This window comes from Bacillus sp. KS1 (assembly GCF_020075515.1).
GTDB lineage: Bacteria > Bacillota > Bacilli > Bacillales > Bacillaceae > Bacillus > Bacillus velezensis.
The window spans coordinates 356,685-375,301 of sequence record NZ_JACAWW010000019.1; the positions used below are offsets into that span (position 1 = coordinate 356,685).

At 42.1% G+C, this 18,617-nt stretch carries 18 protein-coding genes; 12 read left to right on the plus strand and 6 right to left on the minus strand.

What is annotated here, in order from left to right:
• Positions 1-105 precede the first annotated feature (105 nt).
• The 3 genes from HWY38_RS15460 to manA all read left to right on the plus strand — a co-directional run bounded on the left by HWY38_RS15460 (position 106) and on the right by manA (position 5,130).
• Positions 106-2,058: a BglG family transcription antiterminator gene (locus tag HWY38_RS15460; RefSeq protein WP_224182150.1), complete on the plus strand. Its 1,953-nt coding sequence runs from the start codon at positions 106-108 to the stop codon at positions 2,056-2,058.
• Between the two features lie 151 nt (positions 2,059-2,209).
• On the plus strand, positions 2,210-4,168 hold the full coding sequence (locus HWY38_RS15465) for a fructose-specific PTS transporter subunit EIIC (RefSeq protein ID WP_224182151.1): 1,959 nt from the start codon (positions 2,210-2,212) through the stop codon (positions 4,166-4,168).
• A gap of 14 nt (positions 4,169-4,182) precedes the next feature.
• The gene (manA, locus tag HWY38_RS15470) at positions 4,183-5,130 is read left to right on the plus strand and encodes a mannose-6-phosphate isomerase, class I (RefSeq protein WP_224182152.1); all 948 of its coding nucleotides are present in this window, start codon (positions 4,183-4,185) and stop codon (positions 5,128-5,130) included.
• Between the two features lie 94 nt (positions 5,131-5,224).
• Here manA and HWY38_RS15475 read toward each other — a convergent pair whose 3' ends face one another.
• On the minus strand, positions 5,225-5,950 hold the full coding sequence (locus tag HWY38_RS15475; protein WP_224182153.1) for a MurR/RpiR family transcriptional regulator: 726 nt from the start codon (positions 5,948-5,950) through the stop codon (positions 5,225-5,227).
• A 236-nt stretch (positions 5,951-6,186) separates the two neighbouring features.
• Here HWY38_RS15475 and HWY38_RS15480 point away from each other — a divergent pair, with 236 nt between their 5' ends.
• The 6 genes from HWY38_RS15480 to HWY38_RS15505 all read left to right on the plus strand — a co-directional run bounded on the left by HWY38_RS15480 (position 6,187) and on the right by HWY38_RS15505 (position 10,376).
• Positions 6,187-6,999: a Cof-type HAD-IIB family hydrolase gene (locus HWY38_RS15480; RefSeq protein ID WP_224182154.1), complete on the plus strand. Its 813-nt coding sequence runs from the start codon at positions 6,187-6,189 to the stop codon at positions 6,997-6,999.
• A 32-nt stretch (positions 7,000-7,031) separates the two neighbouring features.
• The gene (locus HWY38_RS15485; protein ID WP_224182155.1) at positions 7,032-7,826 is read left to right on the plus strand and encodes an HAD-IIB family hydrolase; all 795 of its coding nucleotides are present in this window, start codon (positions 7,032-7,034) and stop codon (positions 7,824-7,826) included.
• A 273-nt stretch (positions 7,827-8,099) separates the two neighbouring features.
• Positions 8,100-8,351, plus strand: coding sequence for a DUF2651 family protein (locus HWY38_RS15490; RefSeq protein WP_069007158.1), 252 nt, complete (start codon positions 8,100-8,102; stop codon positions 8,349-8,351).
• Positions 8,352-8,568: 217 nt separating this feature from the next.
• Complete coding sequence (locus tag HWY38_RS15495) at positions 8,569-9,069, plus strand: DinB family protein (RefSeq protein WP_224182156.1); 501 nt, start codon at positions 8,569-8,571, stop codon at positions 9,067-9,069.
• Between the two features lie 161 nt (positions 9,070-9,230).
• Positions 9,231-9,776: a hypothetical protein gene (locus HWY38_RS19205; RefSeq protein ID WP_317986222.1), complete on the plus strand. Its 546-nt coding sequence runs from the start codon at positions 9,231-9,233 to the stop codon at positions 9,774-9,776.
• A gap of 63 nt (positions 9,777-9,839) precedes the next feature.
• Positions 9,840-10,376, plus strand: a complete 537-nt coding sequence (locus tag HWY38_RS15505; protein ID WP_224182157.1) for an AAA family ATPase — start codon at positions 9,840-9,842, stop codon at positions 10,374-10,376.
• A 454-nt stretch (positions 10,377-10,830) separates the two neighbouring features.
• On the opposite strand, the gene HWY38_RS15510 is transcribed toward HWY38_RS15505, so the two are convergent.
• From HWY38_RS15510 to sigK, 4 genes are all read right to left on the minus strand, one after another.
• On the minus strand, positions 10,831-11,703 hold the full coding sequence (locus HWY38_RS15510) for an AraC family transcriptional regulator (RefSeq protein ID WP_224182158.1): 873 nt from the start codon (positions 11,701-11,703) through the stop codon (positions 10,831-10,833).
• Positions 11,704-12,358: 655 nt separating this feature from the next.
• Entirely contained in the window at positions 12,359-12,886 is a 528-nt protein-coding gene (locus HWY38_RS15515) for a PadR family transcriptional regulator (RefSeq protein ID WP_224182159.1), read from the minus strand.
• Positions 12,883-13,725 carry a sialate O-acetylesterase gene (locus HWY38_RS15520; RefSeq protein WP_224182160.1) on the minus strand — a complete coding sequence of 281 codons (843 nt, stop codon included), beginning with the start codon at positions 13,723-13,725 and terminating at the stop codon, positions 12,883-12,885. The genes HWY38_RS15515 and HWY38_RS15520 overlap by 4 nt, the downstream gene beginning before the upstream one ends.
• Positions 13,726-14,197: 472 nt before the next feature.
• On the minus strand, positions 14,198-14,920 hold the full coding sequence (gene sigK, locus HWY38_RS15525) for an RNA polymerase sporulation sigma factor SigK (RefSeq protein WP_224182161.1): 723 nt from the start codon (positions 14,918-14,920) through the stop codon (positions 14,198-14,200).
• A gap of 458 nt (positions 14,921-15,378) precedes the next feature.
• On the opposite strand from sigK, the gene HWY38_RS15530 reads away from it, so the two are divergent.
• Positions 15,379-16,635: an MFS transporter gene (locus HWY38_RS15530; protein ID WP_224182162.1), complete on the plus strand. Its 1,257-nt coding sequence runs from the start codon at positions 15,379-15,381 to the stop codon at positions 16,633-16,635.
• Entirely contained in the window at positions 16,601-16,978 is a 378-nt protein-coding gene (locus tag HWY38_RS15535) for a GNAT family N-acetyltransferase (protein ID WP_101669818.1), read from the plus strand. Before HWY38_RS15530 ends, HWY38_RS15535 begins: the two co-directional genes overlap by 35 nt.
• Before the next feature lie 38 nt (positions 16,979-17,016).
• Here the strand turns inward: HWY38_RS15535 and HWY38_RS15540 are convergent, their stop codons facing one another.
• A complete protein-coding gene (locus HWY38_RS15540; RefSeq protein WP_012118035.1) occupies positions 17,017-17,643 on the minus strand; it encodes a TVP38/TMEM64 family protein in 627 nt (208 codons plus the stop codon).
• Positions 17,644-17,878: 235 nt separating this feature from the next.
• Here HWY38_RS15540 and HWY38_RS15545 point away from each other — a divergent pair, with 235 nt between their 5' ends.
• Positions 17,879-18,613, plus strand: coding sequence for a polysaccharide deacetylase family protein (locus tag HWY38_RS15545; protein WP_224182163.1), 735 nt, complete (start codon positions 17,879-17,881; stop codon positions 18,611-18,613).
• Positions 18,614-18,617 lie beyond the last annotated feature (4 nt).

Below are 18,617 nucleotides of genomic sequence, written 5' to 3' on the forward strand. Positions count from 1 at the left end.
TTACTCTTTTGTTTCAATATAAAATGAAAACGGTTTCGTACGCGCAGTATATTTAACCTATCACAATTGCTCCAGCAGAAACGGACAGGAAGGATAGAAAAACAGATGAAATACATGAATTCAAGGCAGAAAAAGATTTTGTATCTGTTGTTATCTGAACCTGATGACTACTTAGTTGTGCAAGATTTCGCAGACAGGGTCCGCTGTTCTGAAAAAACGATCAGGAATGATTTGAAAACGATTGAAGATTTCCTGAGTGAACATGCTCAAGCTCAGCTGATCCGCAAACCGGGATTAGGCGTCTATTTACATATATCTGAACAGGAAAGGTCACGGTTAAGCCGGCAAATTTATAATGAGCACTTTACATGCAGGCACAAGACCGATGAAGAAAGAATACTTCACATCGCTTATGATTTATTAATGAATTCAAAGCCCGTTTCCGCAAAAGAAATTGCCGCACAGCATTTTGTAAACAGAGCTTCCATTAAAAAGGATGTAAGTGCGGTTGAAGAGTGGCTGAAGCGATTTGATCTCACGCTGGTTTCTAAACAGCGGCTCGGCTTAAAGATTGAAGGAGACGAAAAAAACAAAAGAAAAGCATTGGCGCGAATTTCAGATTTGATTGATAATGCGGAATTTACAAGCCAATTTATAAAAAGTAAGTTTTTAAGTCATGAAGCGGACTTTGTGAGAAAAGAAATCAAGTTATTACAAAAAAACCATTCTATCTATTTTACGGATGAAACATTTGAAAGTTTGCTGCTGCATACATTGCTGACGATCCGCCGTATCAAAATGAAACAGCCGGTCGCCATTTCTGCAAGACAGCTGGACGCGGTAAAAAAGAAGAAAGAATATGAATGGACACTGGCTTGTTTAAAACGGCTTGAGCCGGTATTTGCCATCCGGTTTCCTGAGGAAGAAGCCGTCTATTTAACTTTACATATAATAGGCGGGAAAGTCCGCTATCCATCACAGCAAGAAAAGAAGCTTGATCTTGAAGATTCTGAGCTTTCAAAAGTCGTCAGGCATTTGATCAATCGTGTTTCAGAACTGCAAAAGCTGGATTTTCATAAAGACCAGGAACTGATCAATGGATTGAACATTCATCTCGATCCGGTGTTGAAGCGGCTGAGCTATGATCTCTCTGTTTCAAATCCCATGCTTCACGACATCAAAAAAATGTACCCTTATTTGTTTCATCTTATCATTGACGTTTTAGAAGACATCAATCAAACATTTGATCTTTATATTCCTGAAGAAGAGGCGGCATATTTGACGCTGCATTTTCAGGCAGCGATCGAACGGCTGCGCCGAAGCAGTCATAATCCTAAGAGGACGATCATCGTCTGCCATATGGGCATTGGCATGTCGCAATTGCTGCGGACTAAAATTGAACGCAAATTTCATCACATTACGGTAAAAGACTGTATCGCAAAAGCGGAGCTGACAGAGTATATCAAAAAGCATAAAGATATAGATTTTGTCATTTCTACGATAGGGCTTGGAAATGTAACGATCCCTCATATTGTCGTATCACCGCTTTTGGAGTCTGCTGATGAAAAGAAGCTCAGCGCATTTATGCAACAGCTTGATACATCACATCGCCGGGAGCAAAAAACGTTTAAAATGCTGAACGACACGACGCCGTTTCTCGTTTTTTTACAGCAAGAGACAGAGCACCGTTATCAGGTCATTGAAAAGCTGGCGCAGGCTTTGTATGAAAAAGGCTATGTAGAAAAAGAGTATGGCATTCATGCAGTAATGAGAGAAAAAATGTCGGCGACAAATATCGGGGCGGGTATTGCCATCCCTCACGCGAACTCTAAATATATCAAACAATCAGCCATTGCAATCGCCACCTTAAAAGAGCCGATTGAGTGGGGGACGGAAATGGTGTCGCTCGTTTTTATGCTTGCCGTCAAACACGAAGATCAGAACAAGGTAAAGCAATTATTCAGTGAGCTTTCCTATCTTAGCGAGCAGCCGGCATTTATTCAAAAACTGACGGAAGAAAAAAATGTGATGACGTTTTTATCGTATTTAAACTATTAAAAGCAGGGAATGGCTCCCTGCTTTTTTTCTGTTTATAGGGAAAAATGCCGTTATTTCCGGAACTTATGGTAAAAAAACGCGCTTATCACAGGCTGATTTCAGTATAAAGTTGAGACAAGATCTTGAAATTCAGACTGCAAGGAGGATTTATATGAAACTGTTAGCGATTACATCATGTCCGAACGGCATTGCCCATACGTATATGGCTGCTGAAAATTTACAAAAAGCAGCCGGCAGATTAGGCGTTGAAATCAAAGTGGAAACCCAGGGCGGAATCGGGGTGGAAAATAGGCTGACCGAAGAGGAAATCCGGGAAGCAGACGCAATCATTATCGCGGCGGACCGTTCGGTGAACAAAGACCGATTCGCGGGAAAAAAGCTGCTGGCTGTCGGGGTTCAGGAAGGCATCCGCAAACCGGAAGAATTAATTCAAAAAGCGCTTAGCGGTGAAGTGCCGGTCTATCAATCTGCTTCAAAAGCTGAATCCGCAAGTCAGCAGGGCAAAAAACAAAACCCGATTTACCGTCATTTAATGAACGGCGTTTCTTTTATGGTTCCTTTCATTGTCGTCGGCGGATTATTGATAGCGGTTGCATTGACGCTTGGAGGAGAAAAAACACCAAAGGGCTTAGTCATTCCGGATGAGTCTTTTTGGAAAACGATTGAACAGATCGGCAGTGCTTCTTTTTCATTCATGATCCCGATTTTAGCCGGGTACATCGCGTTCAGCATCGCTGATAAGCCGGGTCTTGTCCCCGGAATGATCGGCGGATATATTGCGGCATCCGGCAGCTTTTACGACAGTGCAAGCGGCGCAGGATTCCTCGGAGGAATCATTGCGGGATTTTTGGCGGGATATGCGGCGCTTGGAATCAAAAAATGTAAAGTTCCTAAAGCAATACAGCCGATTATGCCGATCATTATTATTCCGGTGTTTGCCTCACTGATCGTCGGTTTGGCGTTTGTATTTCTGATCGGCGCCCCCGTCGCTCATATTTTCGCATCATTAACGGTGTGGCTTGCGGGAATGAAAGGTTCGAGCTCAATTCTCCTGGCATTGATTTTAGGAGCGATGATCTCCTTTGATATGGGAGGACCCGTAAACAAGGTGGCCTTTCTTTTCGGATCGGCAATGATCGGAGAAGGAAATTATGAAATTATGGGTCCGATTGCCGTTTCCATTTGTATACCGCCGATAGGGCTTGGGATTGCGACGTTTTTAGGAAAAAGAAAATTCGCCGCCGCAGAAAGAGAAATGGGAAAAGCATCATTTACGATGGGCCTTTTCGGTATCACGGAAGGGGCCATTCCATTTGCGGCCCAAGATCCCCTTCGAGTGATCCCGAGTATTATGGCGGGTTCTATGACCGGCTCGGTGATAGCGATGATCGGCCATGTGGGGGACAGAGTGGCACACGGCGGCCCCATCGTTGCTGTACTTGGAGCAGTAGATCATGTACTGATGTTTTTTATCGCTGTAACAGCAGGCTCTCTTGTCACCGCTCTGTTGGTTAATGTACTGAAGAAAGATATGGCGAAATCCCTCGCGCCCGGCGAGGTGCTGCCGTCTGCCGCACCAAATGAAGCTGCAGCGGCAAAAGAAACAAAGGAACCATCTCAGGCTGACAGCCGAAAAGCCGGGATGACCGAAATCAAAAAACTGACTGACATTATCAGTACGGACTTGATTGAACCGCATTTATCCGGCGAAACGAGGGATGACATTATCGATGAAATGATCGAGAAAATGTCCCGTAAAGGTATGCTGCTGTCTGACAGCGGATTTAAGCAGGCCATTTTGAGCCGGGAACAGCAGGGAACCACGGCGATAGGTATGAATATCGCCATTCCGCACGGAAAGTCTGAAGCCGTCAAAACACCGGGTGTCGCATTCGGAATAAGACGTTCGGGTGTTGACTGGAACAGCCTTGATGGTTCTGATGCAAAACTGATTTTTATGATTGCCGTACCGAAGGAAAGCGGCGGAAATCAGCATCTGAAAATATTGCAGATGTTATCCCGAAAACTGATGGATGACAGCTATCGGGAAAGGCTGCTCGCCGTTCAGACAAAAGAAGAGGCGTATGAGCTTCTGGAAGAAATCGAATAAAGCGGGGGATGATCATGTCTACTGAACCGATATTTTTCAATCCGGTTTTCAAAGAAAGAATTTGGGGAGGCGCCGCCCTGCGTGATTTTCACTATAATATTCCGTCCGAGCGGACAGGGGAGTGCTGGGCCTTCGCTGCTCATCAAAATGGACAGAGCACAGTTCGAAACGGCATGTATAAAGGATGTACGCTCGGTGAATTGTGGGAGCATCACAGAGATTTATTCGGAAACCTTGAAGGAAACCGTTTTCCTCTTCTTACAAAAATTTTGGACGCGGACCAAGACCTGTCCGTTCAGGTGCATCCGAATGATGTCTATGCCAAAATGCATGAAAACGGAGAACTTGGAAAAACCGAATGCTGGTATATCATTGATTGTGCAAAAGAGGCGGAGATCATTTTCGGCCACAACGCAACAACAAAAGAAGAACTGATATCCATGATTGAGCACGGAGAATGGGACGGGCTCCTGAACAGAGTTAAGGTAAAGCCGGGAGATTTCTTCTTTGTCCCAAGCGGCACTGTTCACGCGATTGGAAAGAGCACACTTATTTTAGAGACGCAGCAAAATTCAGATACGACTTACAGATTGTATGATTACGGAAGAAAAGATGCGGACGGCAGGATGCGCGAGCTCCATTTGGAAAAAAGTATAGACGTGATAGACGTTCCATCTGTCCGTGAACGGCCGACCGTTTACTATAAACAAACAGATGATCTGCTGGCAGCTGTTTTAATAGAATGTCCTTATTTTTCAGTCGAAAAGTGGGTTGTAAAAGGTGAAGCAAATCTATTCCAGCATCATCCTTTTCTTCTTGTCAGCGTGATCGAAGGAGATGGAATAATGATTGCAGGCGGGCATGAATATCCATTTAGAAAAGGAGATCATATTCTCCTGCCTTCCGATTTGGGAGAATATAAACTGGCAGGCCATGCAAATTGTATTGTGTCTCATCTGTGATTCTCAAAACCCTTCTCTTGCATCAGAGAAGGGTTTCTCATCACTTTTACAAAAATACCGAAATTTTCAGCGTATCAGTGGTGCGTTCCTGAATTTATTCTCTCAATTTGTATATCTCCCGAGCCATTGATTCAAGTATGTACATAGCGGGGATTTGGGTGGTGACATTCGCATTTTCAACCCATTCTTCCGTCACGTAATATGAAATATTCACATCGGACATTTTGGCAATGGTTGAATGTTTATGATTTGTAATACTGATGACCCGGCTGCCTTCTTGTTTCAGCTGATTCAGATGAGTCACCGTAGAATCTCCTTCACCTGAAACCGATAATGCGATCGTGATGCTGTTATGACGGAAATGGGAATGGGCCGGAAAGTAAGGATCTTTAATATACATTGAAAGTTTCCCTAAGCACGAAAAATATCTGGCTCCGTATTCGGCGAGAATTCCTGAACTTCCCACTCCGATAAAAATGACGCTTTCTGCATCGGCCGCAAGGGCTGCTGCTTCCTTCAGCTTTTCTTCCATCCCTCCTCTTACTGTTCTTTCAAAAAACTCGGCAACGGAATGATGGGGACTCTTTAAAATCGTTTTTTTATTTGCCTCCGTATACATCTTCAGCTTCACCTTAAACTCCGAAAACCCTTCACAGTTTATTTTTTTGCAGAAACGTAAAATAGAAGCCGTAGATACGTGGGTTTCATTTGCCAATTCACGGATTCGCATATAGACGACTTTCTCGCTGTTTTGGGAGATGTAGTTGTATAAAGAAGTTTCAAGCTCGTTAAATGAAGCAATCATTTCGTGTGTGAACATGCAGGGGGATTCTCCTTTTTATGAGAATGGTGAATGTACATCTAATCGTAACATATCATTTTTAAAAGAAACATAGTGTTATATTGATGTGACAAATCACTTTTTGTGTCATTCAAAACAAGACGTCAGCCAATGATTTACGGCGCAAAACAACTGCGGATATAATTCGTTCATACGCTTTATGCATGATCTCTTCAAGGGTCTCTGACAAAAGAGGCCGAAAAAAGGAGGACAATATGAGTATCAAACTGATAGCGGTTGATATGGACGGAACGTTTTTGAATGATGAAATGGCATATAACAAAGAGCGTTTTATGAATCAGTATCGTGAATTAAAAGCGCGGGGAATTAAATTTGCCGTAGCAAGCGGAAACCAATATGCGCAGCTTACATCCTTTTTTTCGGAGATCAAAAGTGAAATCGCTTTCGTTGCCGAGAATGGCGCTTTCGTCGTGAATGCCGGAGAAGAATTATTCGCGGGTAACATGTCTGAAGACACTATAAAAGCAGTAATCCGTGCTTTAGAGCAGTATGAGGTGAAAAACGTCATTGTCTGCGGAAAAAAAAGCGCGTATATTCATGAAAATGCCAGTGAAGATGAATATCTGCATGCCAGTAAGTATTATTATGTGTTAAAAAGGGTGCCGCATTTTGAAAACATCGATGATGATATTTTGAAATTTTCCATCAGCTTTCCCGCCGAACATTGTTCCGCACTTCTGAGACATTTAAAAGTCGCCATCGGGTCTTTCGTCACGCCTGTATCAAGCGGGCACGGTGACATAGATCTGATCATACCGGGGCTTCATAAAGCAAGCGGGATTAAGCTTCTCCAGAAACAATGGGGGATAAATGATGAAGAATGCGCGGCCTTCGGAGACAGCGGCAATGATTTGGAGATGGTGTCTGCCGTGAAATACGGAGTCGCTATGGATAATGCGCAGGAAAGCATTAAACAGGCTGCCGCGCATATCACACAATCAAACAATGAAGAAGGGGTCTTAAATGCGATTGATTCCATTCTCAAATGTGAAAAACCCTTTGTCTGAAAAAGACATTTTAACTGCGGAGGTGCTGAACGATGATTAAATTAGTGATTACGGATTTAGACGGCACATTTTTAAATAATCAAGGCGATTTTGACAGAACGTTATTTGAAAAGACAAAACGAGTAATGGAGGAACAGCATGTCGCTTTCGCCATCTGCACCGGGAAGCAGTGTGAAAGGGTGGAAGCTTTATTCGGAGAAGACGCGAAAGATTTTTGGATTTTAGGAGACAGTGCCACACGTATAAAAAAGAACGGCAAATTCGTATATGAATCTTTGATCAGCAATGAAGCGGGACTGTCAATTATAGGCGCTTTAGAAAAAATCAGCTGCGGGCATAGCATTATCGCATGCACAAAAAAAGGCGCGATCGTAAAAGAAAATCTGTCTGAAAGTGAGATGAAATATGTAAATGCCTCTTATGCACATGTAACGAGAATAACTGATTTTACTGAGATAAAAGATGATTTTATCAAGATTACGGTTCATGATCCCGACGCCAACTGTCCGGAAACGAGAGAAAAGCTGCATGAATTTTTTCACCAATTATATATCGTAGCATCAGAGGATACCTGGATGGACATATCAAATATCGGAATACATAAAGGAACAACAGTACAAGAACTGCAGCGATTATTAGGGGTTTCGGCTGATGAAACAATGGCGTTCGGAGACGGCCGCAATGACAAAGAATTGATGGAAGCGGCATCCTACAGCTTTGCGGTTAAGAATGCCATTGACGAAATAAAAGATGCGGCGCACTTTGTCATCAAATCAAATGAGGAAAGCAGCGTCATGCATACGATTATGAGAATATTAGCGCTGTAAAAACAATGATGGGCTAAAGCCAATGCGGCAGGACTTACTAGGGAAAGAAAAAGCGGGCTATCCTCAGACTTTAATTCACTCCTGATTTACCTAAAATATGTTAAAAATGAATAAATATCTATATTTGACTCGATGACATTGGTATAATATGTATAAAATGAATGAAACGGCATAATATCAAGATGAAAAAAATCACTTCATATCATTTGATATCAGACAAAAAGTAGGAACTTCCTCGTTTTGAAATTGGGAGGTGTTTGTATTAGCCCGCTGTTGAGTCCCGCGTATATCATTCTCATTTTTCTTCCGACAGCTTCTTTTCTGTTAGGGATTTTAGGATATTTCATCTTTAAAAAAGTATGGATGATGGTTGTTATTGTCTTCATTTTGTCCTTGATATTCATGTTTATTGTAATAGGTGCCGAACCGACATTTTTCATTTGGGTGGCTATGATGACGGGGAGCTGTTTTGTCTCCGGTTCAATCACTAAGACGATATGGACTTTTGCAAAGAGAAAATATTAGGCAGAAGAATTCTGTTTGAACAGCTATCCTTTTTTTGTCGATTGAAGAAAAAGAAGTATAGAGTTATCCGTTATGTTCTTATATTTTGTCTGTTGTTGTCAGATCGGGCTTTCTGTTAAAAATGTCTGTCTATCGTTTTGTTCTTTTTTAACTAAGCGGAGCACTATAATTGAACTGTAGATACATAGAAAAACAAAAAAGGATAAGGAGGATTTTTATGTTTCAAACCTTAGACCATTTTTTGAAATCTTGGGAGTTCGAAGCCGATGCGACACAGAAACTGCTGAATCATCTGACTGATGAATCACTTAAACAAGAAATCACTTCACAACATTGGACTTTAGGCCGTATTGCATGGCATACTGTCGCTGCCATTCACACCATTACCTCAAACACAGATTTAACGTTTCACGCTCCGGCCGAAGATTATCCTGTTCCTGCATCGGCGCGGTTTATTGCTGAGAGTTATCATCAAGCCAGTAATGCATTTGTACAGGCGTTAAAAACGCAATGGACTGACGATACACTTCAAGAATGTGTCAACTTTATTGGTCAGCAATTGCCGAATGGTTCACTTTTGCTATTTTTAATTCAACATCAAAACCATCATCGAGGACAAATGACTGTCCTTATGAGACAAGCAGGTTTACCTGTTCCGGGTATTTATGGTCCGGCAAAAGAGGAATGGACAACATTCGGTTTGGAAGCTCCGAAATAGGATATTGTTGTAAGGGCTCGAATGAATAGATGATACCAATCGATGTTGGTATCTTTTTTGTTTTAGTCTTAGAGTGATTAAACCGGTATCCATGACATGCAGACGAATCAACAGTTCAAAAGATGTAAATTAAGGTCAATAAATGCAGAAAGGTGATTATGATGATAACTAAAATGACCCGATTCAATATGAAAGACTTCAATAAACCAAACGAACCTTTCGTTGTTTCAGGGAGAATCATCCCTTCATTTGAGGACAATGTTTGGACATATGCAGAGGAGAAATTTGCTGAACCTTATGTCAAAAAATATGACGATGAAGACATTGATGTCAGTTATATTGAAGAAGAGGATAAAGCTGTCTTTTTTTATTACGCAGAGAACGACTGTGTCGGCCGGAGTAAGCATGAAAGGGGAGTTAAAGTGAATTACATTTATAAGAAAAAGGAAAAGAAAAATAGAAATTGTATCATTTCAATCAGAGATAAATGGGAGAATGCACTTATTGAGTTTGAACAAAAAAATAATCAAGTTGAGATCGTGATCAATGAGCGTAACGAGAAAACAACCAAGTTTTCACTGCCAATCAGGCCGGAGAGAAAGTTAATCATTCTGTTTGAAAATGACCATGAAGTTCGTAAGCAGTATGGTTTTAACACGCATCTGGATTCCCTTGGCAAAGTAAAGGTTTTTGGGGATTTATATTAAAATAATAGTAAGAACCTTGTGCAGCGGACAGGGAGTTTCGTTGCTTTATAAGGAGAGGGAACTATGAAAAAAAATATTCACATACTGGGAGCCTCCGGAGTCGGAACTTCAACATTGGGTGTTGCATTATCAAAGCATTTGCCTCATACGCATCTTGATACTGATGATTACTATTGGACAGATAAATTCACTAAGAAAAGAGAAATTCCTGAAAGAAGAAAGTTGCTTGAAAAAGACTTGACAATAAATGAGAAATGGATTCTTTCTGGCGCAGTGTGCGGCTGGGGCGATGATCTAAAAAGTTATTTTGACCTTGTCATCTTCTTATGGATTCCGCAAGATATACGGCTTGAGAGATTAAGGCAGAGGGAATTTCAGCGTTATGGAAACGAAGTGTTAGCCGGCGGCAGTAAATATGAACAATCAAAAACATTTTTAGAGTGGGCTTCTTTATATGATCATGCCGGAATGGAAGTTAGAAGCAAAGCTTTACACGAACATTGGATGGCAGATTTATCTTGTCCATTGCTAAAAATTGAAGGAGATTACTCAGTCAATGAAAGAGTTGATCGTATCTTGGATTATCTGAATTCTAATTAAACTAACGGATGGAGATAACTGCAAAATCCAAAATTCAAAGACAGTTCCGGCCATTTTAACGGAGCTGTTTTTTATACCGCTTTCAGTTTCTCTGTTGTGAAGTGATTTATTTCCGGAAAGAAGCAGCGGAATTAATAGAAAACTCACTTCGGGAAACCGTGAAGGCAGGAATCAAAACGGGAGACTTGGCGGTCAATCATCAATGTCAGACTTTGGGGAAGAATTGCAGAAATGATCGGACGTTAAGGCGGAAAATAAGAAGTGAGAAGCAGATCATCAAAACGCAATACACCTCAATTTATATTTTCAGTAAGATCGGCTCTGCTCATTAAAAAACTCAATTCGAAGATTGGTGGCATCAATATTGCCGCAGATCGGGTTAGTGACATAAAGAGGAAGGGATAAGACCCCTTCCTTAAAACCTTTAATTCCTCTAATTTCATTGTAAGATATATTACTTTTTTGAAATGGGTATCCAAATTTCACTTTTAAAAGATGGCGATGTTACATCTTTATGCTCATTCCACAGGATTTCCGGGCCTTCAATTTGTTCATAATGTGACGATGGAAACCATTCGGAATAAATCCGCCCCCATACTTCCTGCAGTGCATCCGGAAATGATCCGGCTGCTTCGAATACAGCCCACGTTGAGGCAGGGACTTCAAGCTGTGATAGATGATTTGGGCAATGTTTCGTTGTGGCTGCGCCAATATAGTGATCAAGCTCTCCGTTTTCCTCTGTCCGGCCTTCAGAAAAGTTTGTGGATGCACTAATAAGTCCTACAGGCGCTACATTAGAAAGCTCTTTTAGTTGATTGATTGCTGTTTCATCTAAACTTTCCCACATCGATGCAATGTCAGGATTCACGCCTTTGAACAAAATAGGAACTCTTTTTTTAATGCCGACGATGCGAAATGCCTTTTTTTCTTCAATGCGATAGTTCATTTCATTTCCTCCTTTGATTGATAACTGGAAGGTCATTCGCGGATAAGCTTTAAGTGAATGGCCATTATGTTTAGCTTCTGATGGGCTTATGCCATGCAGATTTTGAAATGCTCGTGCAAAAGAATCTGGTGAGTGATAACCGTATTTTATTGCAAGATCAATCACCTTTACGCGGCTGTCTTTAAGTTCAAAAGCTGCAAGAGTAAGACGTCGTCGACGAATATATTCCGATAATGAAATACCTGTTAGGAAGGAAAACATCCTTTTAAAATGATATTCAGAGCAGAAAGCAAGCCTTGCTGCTTCTTTGAAATCAATACCGTTCGTGAGGTTTTCTTCAATATACGTTAATGCGCTGTTCATCCTTTTAAGCGAATCCATTTATTTGACCTCCTTTAACAAAAGAATAACAGGAGCAAAATGTATCTACCCGACATTTCGTGCACAGTTTTGCAGGGTAACTTATATGTAATAAATTAAGTGATTCACCTGTATTTGTACAGATAAAAAAACATCTAATAACTGCTTGGGTTTCATAAGATGAAAGAAAGTTATCATTGTTTTATATTGAAAAGAAAATAGAAAAAGACGGAGTTTTCTTGCGGGAGGGGGTTTACTATCAATCAATTGAAATGCTTACGCAGAGGTAGATAAAAAATTTTAGTTTATGTCGAGAACGATGTTCATCTTCACTGCTTGTTCAATTAGAGAAAGTGATTCTACCTTAAGGGAGATCACTTTTTTTTATTCGACTAAAGCAGCAGTTTAGCGGAAGAAGGAGAAAAATCAGTTGACTTACTTGATACTGAATAGGTGGTGAAAAGTGGTTATTCATACGGATTGAAAAAGAAGAACACGCAGCAGATTCACTTGCTCTTGTTTGGGGCAAGTGTTGACAACCCTATTACTGGTTTAATTAAAGAAGGAGTATAAAACCTGTATCAATGGTGTTACTAGATATCTGCGACACAGGTTTTATATGTAGGTAACTAATATTCTGATATATGTAACATTGCATTTTTTATTATGCAATAGTTCACTCTATTTCTGCTTTCAATTTCTCGAACCATTCTAAATTAACCAAGTGATGTGAACGGGAATTTTCATTCATACGGCGAAAGTAATTGATTGTGCCGGGAATTTCTTGAGTGGTGGACAGGTATTCATCAAGGAGCTCGATTCGAGTTTTAGTCTGATCGATTTGTGATTGGATCAGATCCAGTAATTTATTTTTGTCGAATTCATCGGCAAAGAGTAACGCTCCATAAAATTGCAGGTTCACATATTCCGATTTGGTGCCGTATTTGATCATTAATTTTTCGAATTCTGCCCTTCCCGATTCTGTGACGTTAAAGTTACGGATTTCACGCCCGCTGGTTGAGGGTTTCTGCTGAATCTGTTCAATCAAACACTTTTCTTCAAGTTGCTGCAGATTGTAATAAAATGAACCTTTCGTGAAGTTAACAATGTATTTGTAATGACGTTTTTCCATTAAAGCCAGAAGTTCATAGCCGTGAGCTCCGGGGTTTTGGATGAGCAAGCCAAGGATAAGTAAGGGAATCATGGTTTCATCACCTTCGCCATCCGCGCCTCAAATTCCGCGTACGTGATTTCACCCGAAGCCAAATCCATACTATGAAGGTAAATCTGTTCTGTTTTAGAATAGTCACCATTCACTTTCAGTGATTGCTCCTCTCCCGAAATGGGTTTCAGGATATGGTGCTTTTCCGAAAAAGCCTCGAAATAGCGGTAACCGAATTTGCGTTGTGAAACTGCGTCTAAATGAATGCCATCAGGATTCGCAGTCAGACCTGCCGCAGTAACAAAATAACAATTCTGTTGTTCATTAGCAAAACGCAGCAATTGTTCATTAACCTGTCGAAATTCAGTCGCGTGCTGTCCAAAACCAGTCTTCCCAAGAAAGTCACCAAGCCCTCCAATAATCAACGGTACCTCATCAAGTTTCAACTCGTTTCTTAGCGTCTCGATGATAAGAGTTAATTTCTCGTAATAAGTTTCATGCAGCGAACGATAACTGTCACTCTCACCTTGGTGCCAAAGGATTCCGCAAATTTGGCTGGACTGGAGGGCGAAGCGGGCTTCGGACAAAGCATGTTGAAAAAGGATGCCTTCCGGATGCCAGTCATTCAATGAACTGCCGCCTTCCGCACACGGGATCAAGCCAATTTCTTCATCGGGATGAGCTTTTGACCATGCATCTGCAAAAGATGCCGCCAGGCCAACGCCGGAAACCGGACGGTCGTAATGAATCGGCTCTGTCATCATCTGCCACTGTCCATTGCGCAGCATTTTAATTTTTTCATTATAGATAGGGTCTACTTCATTCAAAAATCCACGGCCCGCCATATTCGACTGCCCCAACATTAAAAAAGACTTTATCATCTAATTTTTCACTTCTTTACATTAATATTTTAGTCTAATTAGACTATAGTCAATTCAGCTTGTCTTGTAAAGTTTCAACTAGGTTTTATTTTTATATAGTATGTATGAAAAACAAACTAACATTGAAAATTTGGTGGATGTATTTGAGAATTAGCAAGTTCTTTTGCTTTAGGTCTTGATAAACAATGAAAAAACAACAAAAACCCTGTCATGTAAGAGTTCCTATGAGGTTAAAAATCATTTTTCGTAGGAAATACATTCAATGATGGGGGTGTAGCCCAAATGAAATGGATTGTTAAAAAGGGAGGGCTATGTTGAAGGGGTTAAATATCAATAAAAAATTATTAAAAAGGTTAACGATTGTACTAATTCTATTCATTTGTTATGTTTTATTTTTAAATCCTGAAGTTATACTTGAGGAGCAATGTCCTAAAATGCAGAAAAAGCCGGGATGTCAGATCCGGCTTTTCGCTCACTTTCCCTTCTTCTTCCGTTTCTCCTTCTCCGCCCGGTAAAACTCATGAAACATCTTCATCAATGCGCGTTTTTCAATCCGCGACACGTAACTCCTTGAAATGCCGAGCTCCTTTGCGATCTCGCGCTGCGTTTTTTCTTTTTTTAAATCAAGCCCGAAGCGGCCGACGATGACTTCTTTTTCGCGGTCGTCTAAAATATCGATATATTTTTTGACCTTTTCAAGTTCCATGTTGAGCTGAATAGTGTCAATCACATCTTCGCTTTCCGACTTGAGGACATCGATCAGGCTTATTTCATTCCCTTCTTTATCCTGGCCGATCGGATCATGAAGGGAGACGTCTTTTTTCGTTTTTTTCAATGCGCGCAGGTGCATTAAAATCTCATTTTCAATACATCGTGCGGCATATGTGGCAAGCTTCGTGCCTTTTCCGGCTGAGTAGCTTTCAATTCCCTTGATCAGCCCGATTGTACCGATGGAGATCAGATCTTCTGCGTCCTCTCCCGTGTTTTCGAATTTTTTCACAATATGGGCGACTAAACGGAGATTATGTTCGATCAGCATGTTGCGGGCGTGTTCATCTCCTTCAGCCATAAGGTCTAAGTATTTTTTCTCCTCATTATTTGAGAGCGGTTGTGGAAAGGCATTATTTTTCACGTATGATACTAAAAACACAAGTTCTTTCACAATAAACCCGAGCGCTACAAAAACACCTGTCACCGTCCTCACCTCCACAAAGTTATGTAGGCAATCGCCTATATGTAACTGTATGTGTTGGTAGGGCTGTTTGTGTCTGTACAGGGAAATTAATCAAAATCGGGTTTTATTTATTGGAGCCTCTTGATTTTTGCTGATTGAGCCTGTATATTGTTGAAAAAAGTAAGGGTGAAAACAATATAACCGAAAAGCGCTGAAGAGACGAGTAGACAGATATCATTCATGACAGAGAGCTCCGGGAGCTGTGAAGGAGTATGAATGGATGTGTTGAAACAAACCTCTTAGCTTCGCATCGGAATCATGCAACACGAGGATGATGCGGCGGATACTCCTGTTACCGAGCAAGCTTTGTACCCGGCAAGGCCGGCACCAAACCGAATTGAGGTGGCATAGCGGGCTGTTTCCCGTCCTCAAGACTTTATTGTCTTGAGGGCGTTTTTTATTTCTAAGGGAGGGATAAGATGAAAAACCTGAAGTCTTGGCGGTACCCGATGCTTCTGTTAACCGGAATCGGGATAGCAAATATTGGTGAATGGATTTATTTTTTGTCTCTTAATCTTATTGTCTTAAAAGAAACGGGGTCTGCTTTTGCGGTTTCCATCCTTTATTTAATCAGGCCTGCGGCTGTTTTGATGACAAATGGGTGGGCGGGCAGCATCATCGACCGGTGCAACAAACGGAATATGATGATGTCGCTTGATTTCATCCGGGCTGCACTCATTGCCGTTCTGCCGCTGATGTTTACTGCACGGTCTTTATTTTGCGTTTATTGTATCGTATTTTTGATTCAAATGGCCAATGCGATGTTTCGTCCGTGTTCCATGGCGTATGTGACGATGCTTATCCCGGCTGAAAGGAGAAAAAGATTCAATTCACTAAGGGCTTTGTCGGAATCAGGGGCTTTTCTCCTCGGGCCGGCTGCGGCCGGGCTGCTTTTTATCGCCGGCACGCCGATTTTTGCGATTTGGGTGAATGCGGCGGCTTTAGTGCTGTCCGGTTTCATTACGATGATGCTGCCGAACCTTGAAAATGAGCCTCACGTACATTCTCCCGCACAGAAGCTTTCTTTGGCAGTTTACAAAGAAGATTGGAAGCTCATCTATCGCTTCAGCCGAACAGCGCGAAACGTTATGATCATTTATTTTTTATTCAGTCTGGTCATGACCGTTATGCCCTCAGCGCTTGATTCGCTTGAAGCCGCTTTTGCAAAAGAGGTTCTTCAGCTGACTGATGCCGATTACGGTTTTCTCGTCAGTGTCTCAGGGGCAGGCATTATTGCGGGGGCGCTTGTCAATGTGTTCTTTAATAAAAAAATGCTGGCTTCTTTATTGATGGGAATGGGCTCTTTATTCACAGCGGCCGGATATATGATTTATGCGTTTTCTGACGTTTTTTGGACGGCTGCTTTCGGATTTTTCCTTCTCGCTTTTTTTCTGGCGTTTGCCAATACAGGCTTTCTGACGTTTTATCAAAAGAATGTTCCGGTGGACATCATGGGGAGAGTGGGGAGCTTTTATTCATTAGTCGAAGCCGTCTTCATTATAGTAGTAACGGCGGTTTTCGGAGCGGCTTCTGTCAGTTCTTCCGTCCGCGGCATCGTCATCGCAGGCGCCGCTGTTATGCTGGCGTTGGCAGCCGTTTTATGCTCGTTCTTATTTGCGGCCGCAAAAAGGAGGACTCCTGATGTATTTCAAGCGGATCAATTTAAACAAACATAAAGAGACGGCCGTTTCGTTTCGTGAGGATTCGTTTTTCGTCAGCTTTGGCACGGCGGATCATTTTAATAAGGATGAATATCTCAGGTGGCTGTCATCCCAAATCAAATGCTTTCCCGACGGTTTTATGCTGCTTTTTCATAACGGGCAGCCGATCGGACAGCTTGAAGCTTCCATCAAATTTTACCGCAGCCAAAAAATCGGTTATGTGCACCTTTACTATATGACTGAGCAGCAGAGGGGAAGGGGTTGCGGAACGAAACTGCATCAATACGTGAGGCAGTTTTTCAGAGCGGCTTTGTCATTTTACAGAAAGAAAAATATGGTAGTGGTCGGTTCAGAATGAGAGGAGCCGTACCGCCGGAATAGGGGGCGGTACGCGCTTCATTTTTTCGTTGTTTTTAAAAGGCCGGGAAACTTCTTATAAATGACCGCCATTAAGACGAGCATATACATTCCGTAAATCCCGAAAGACAGCAGTTTGTTGCTTGTAAATGAAGCGCCTGCGACGGTCACGATCACAATGTTCGGAATTTTGCCGAGCACCGACGCAGAAAAAAAGATCGGCCATCGGATATTACTCAGCCCGCAGACGGTATTCATGGCAAGCGACGGTATAATCGGAATCAGCCGCCCGAAAAGCACCGCCGTAAACGCGTGCTGATGAAATGAATCTTCATATTGGGCCGCTGCCGGGTAAGCCAGCAGCTTTTTTCTGGCCCAGTCTCTGAATCCGTACCGGACGAGAAAAAACAATGCCATTGTTCCGAGCATCGCGCCTGACAATGTAATCCACACCCCGTTTACAATCCCGAAAACCGCTCCGTTTAAGGCCGCGATAATGGCGAATGGAACAATCGGAAAAAATACGTCAGCTGCGACCAGAAGGATACTCATCAGCACGGCGTACATGCCGCCCGCGCGAATCATGCTGAGCCAGACGTCTTTTTGCATAAAGCCGATCATCACGACAGCAATGATGACGGCAAGACTGAATCCCTTTTTTATCATCTGCACGTTCACCTCTTTTCATTTAGTATACAGCACAAATCTATCTCCTTCTATTAAAATAAGCTGTCCGATAAGCGTATTTGTTTATCAGCATTTGCCGTTTGATGAGAAACGGCTGGCACCCGGGTTTGGACAAAAACAAGCGGGAAGCGGGTGATGTGCATCATTTGATGCTGAGAATGATTTTTTATAAAAGGGGACACGTTAACAGTAGTGTTTACTGGAGGTGTAAACGTTGAGATGCTTTCATCTGATCATCATGATATGCGTCCTCACGAGTCTCACTGCCGTGTCCGCCGATGCGAAAACTTTAAAAAGAAGTGACATGGAGAAGACGGGAAACGTGTACTGGGATATAAGGTCTGAAAAAAAGAAACTATCTTTAACCTTCGATGACGGCCCCCATCCTGTCTATACGGAGGCTGTGTTAGACGTGCTGAAACAGCACAATGTTAAAGCAACCTTTTTTTGTGTCGGGAGCCGTATAGACAAATACCCCATAACGGCAAAACGCATCGTTGAAGAAGGGCATGAAATCGGCAACCATACGATGAACCATGTTTATTTTCACCGTCTGAAACGCAAAGACATTTTACAAGAGCTTCACAGCTCCGCGCATCATATCACATCGCTTCAGCCGGAAGGAGACAAGTTATTCCGCCCGCCGGGAGGGTCGCTGAATCATACGGCTTTCAAAAGCATCTTAAAAGAGGGCTATCATATCATCATGTGGTCATGGAACCAAGACCCGAGAGACTGGAAAAGGCCCGGGAAAGGAAAAATCGTCAGGCACGTTGTTTCACATGCCAGAGATGGAGATATCGTTCTTCTGCATGATGGCGGAGGAAACCGGCGCCAGACGGTTGAGGCTTTGAAAGAAATCATTCCCAAGCTGAAAAAGCAGGGCTACACGTTTGTTAAGGTTTCGGATTTGATCGGACAGGATTCCGGTCCTTTTCATATCCAGTAAAGAG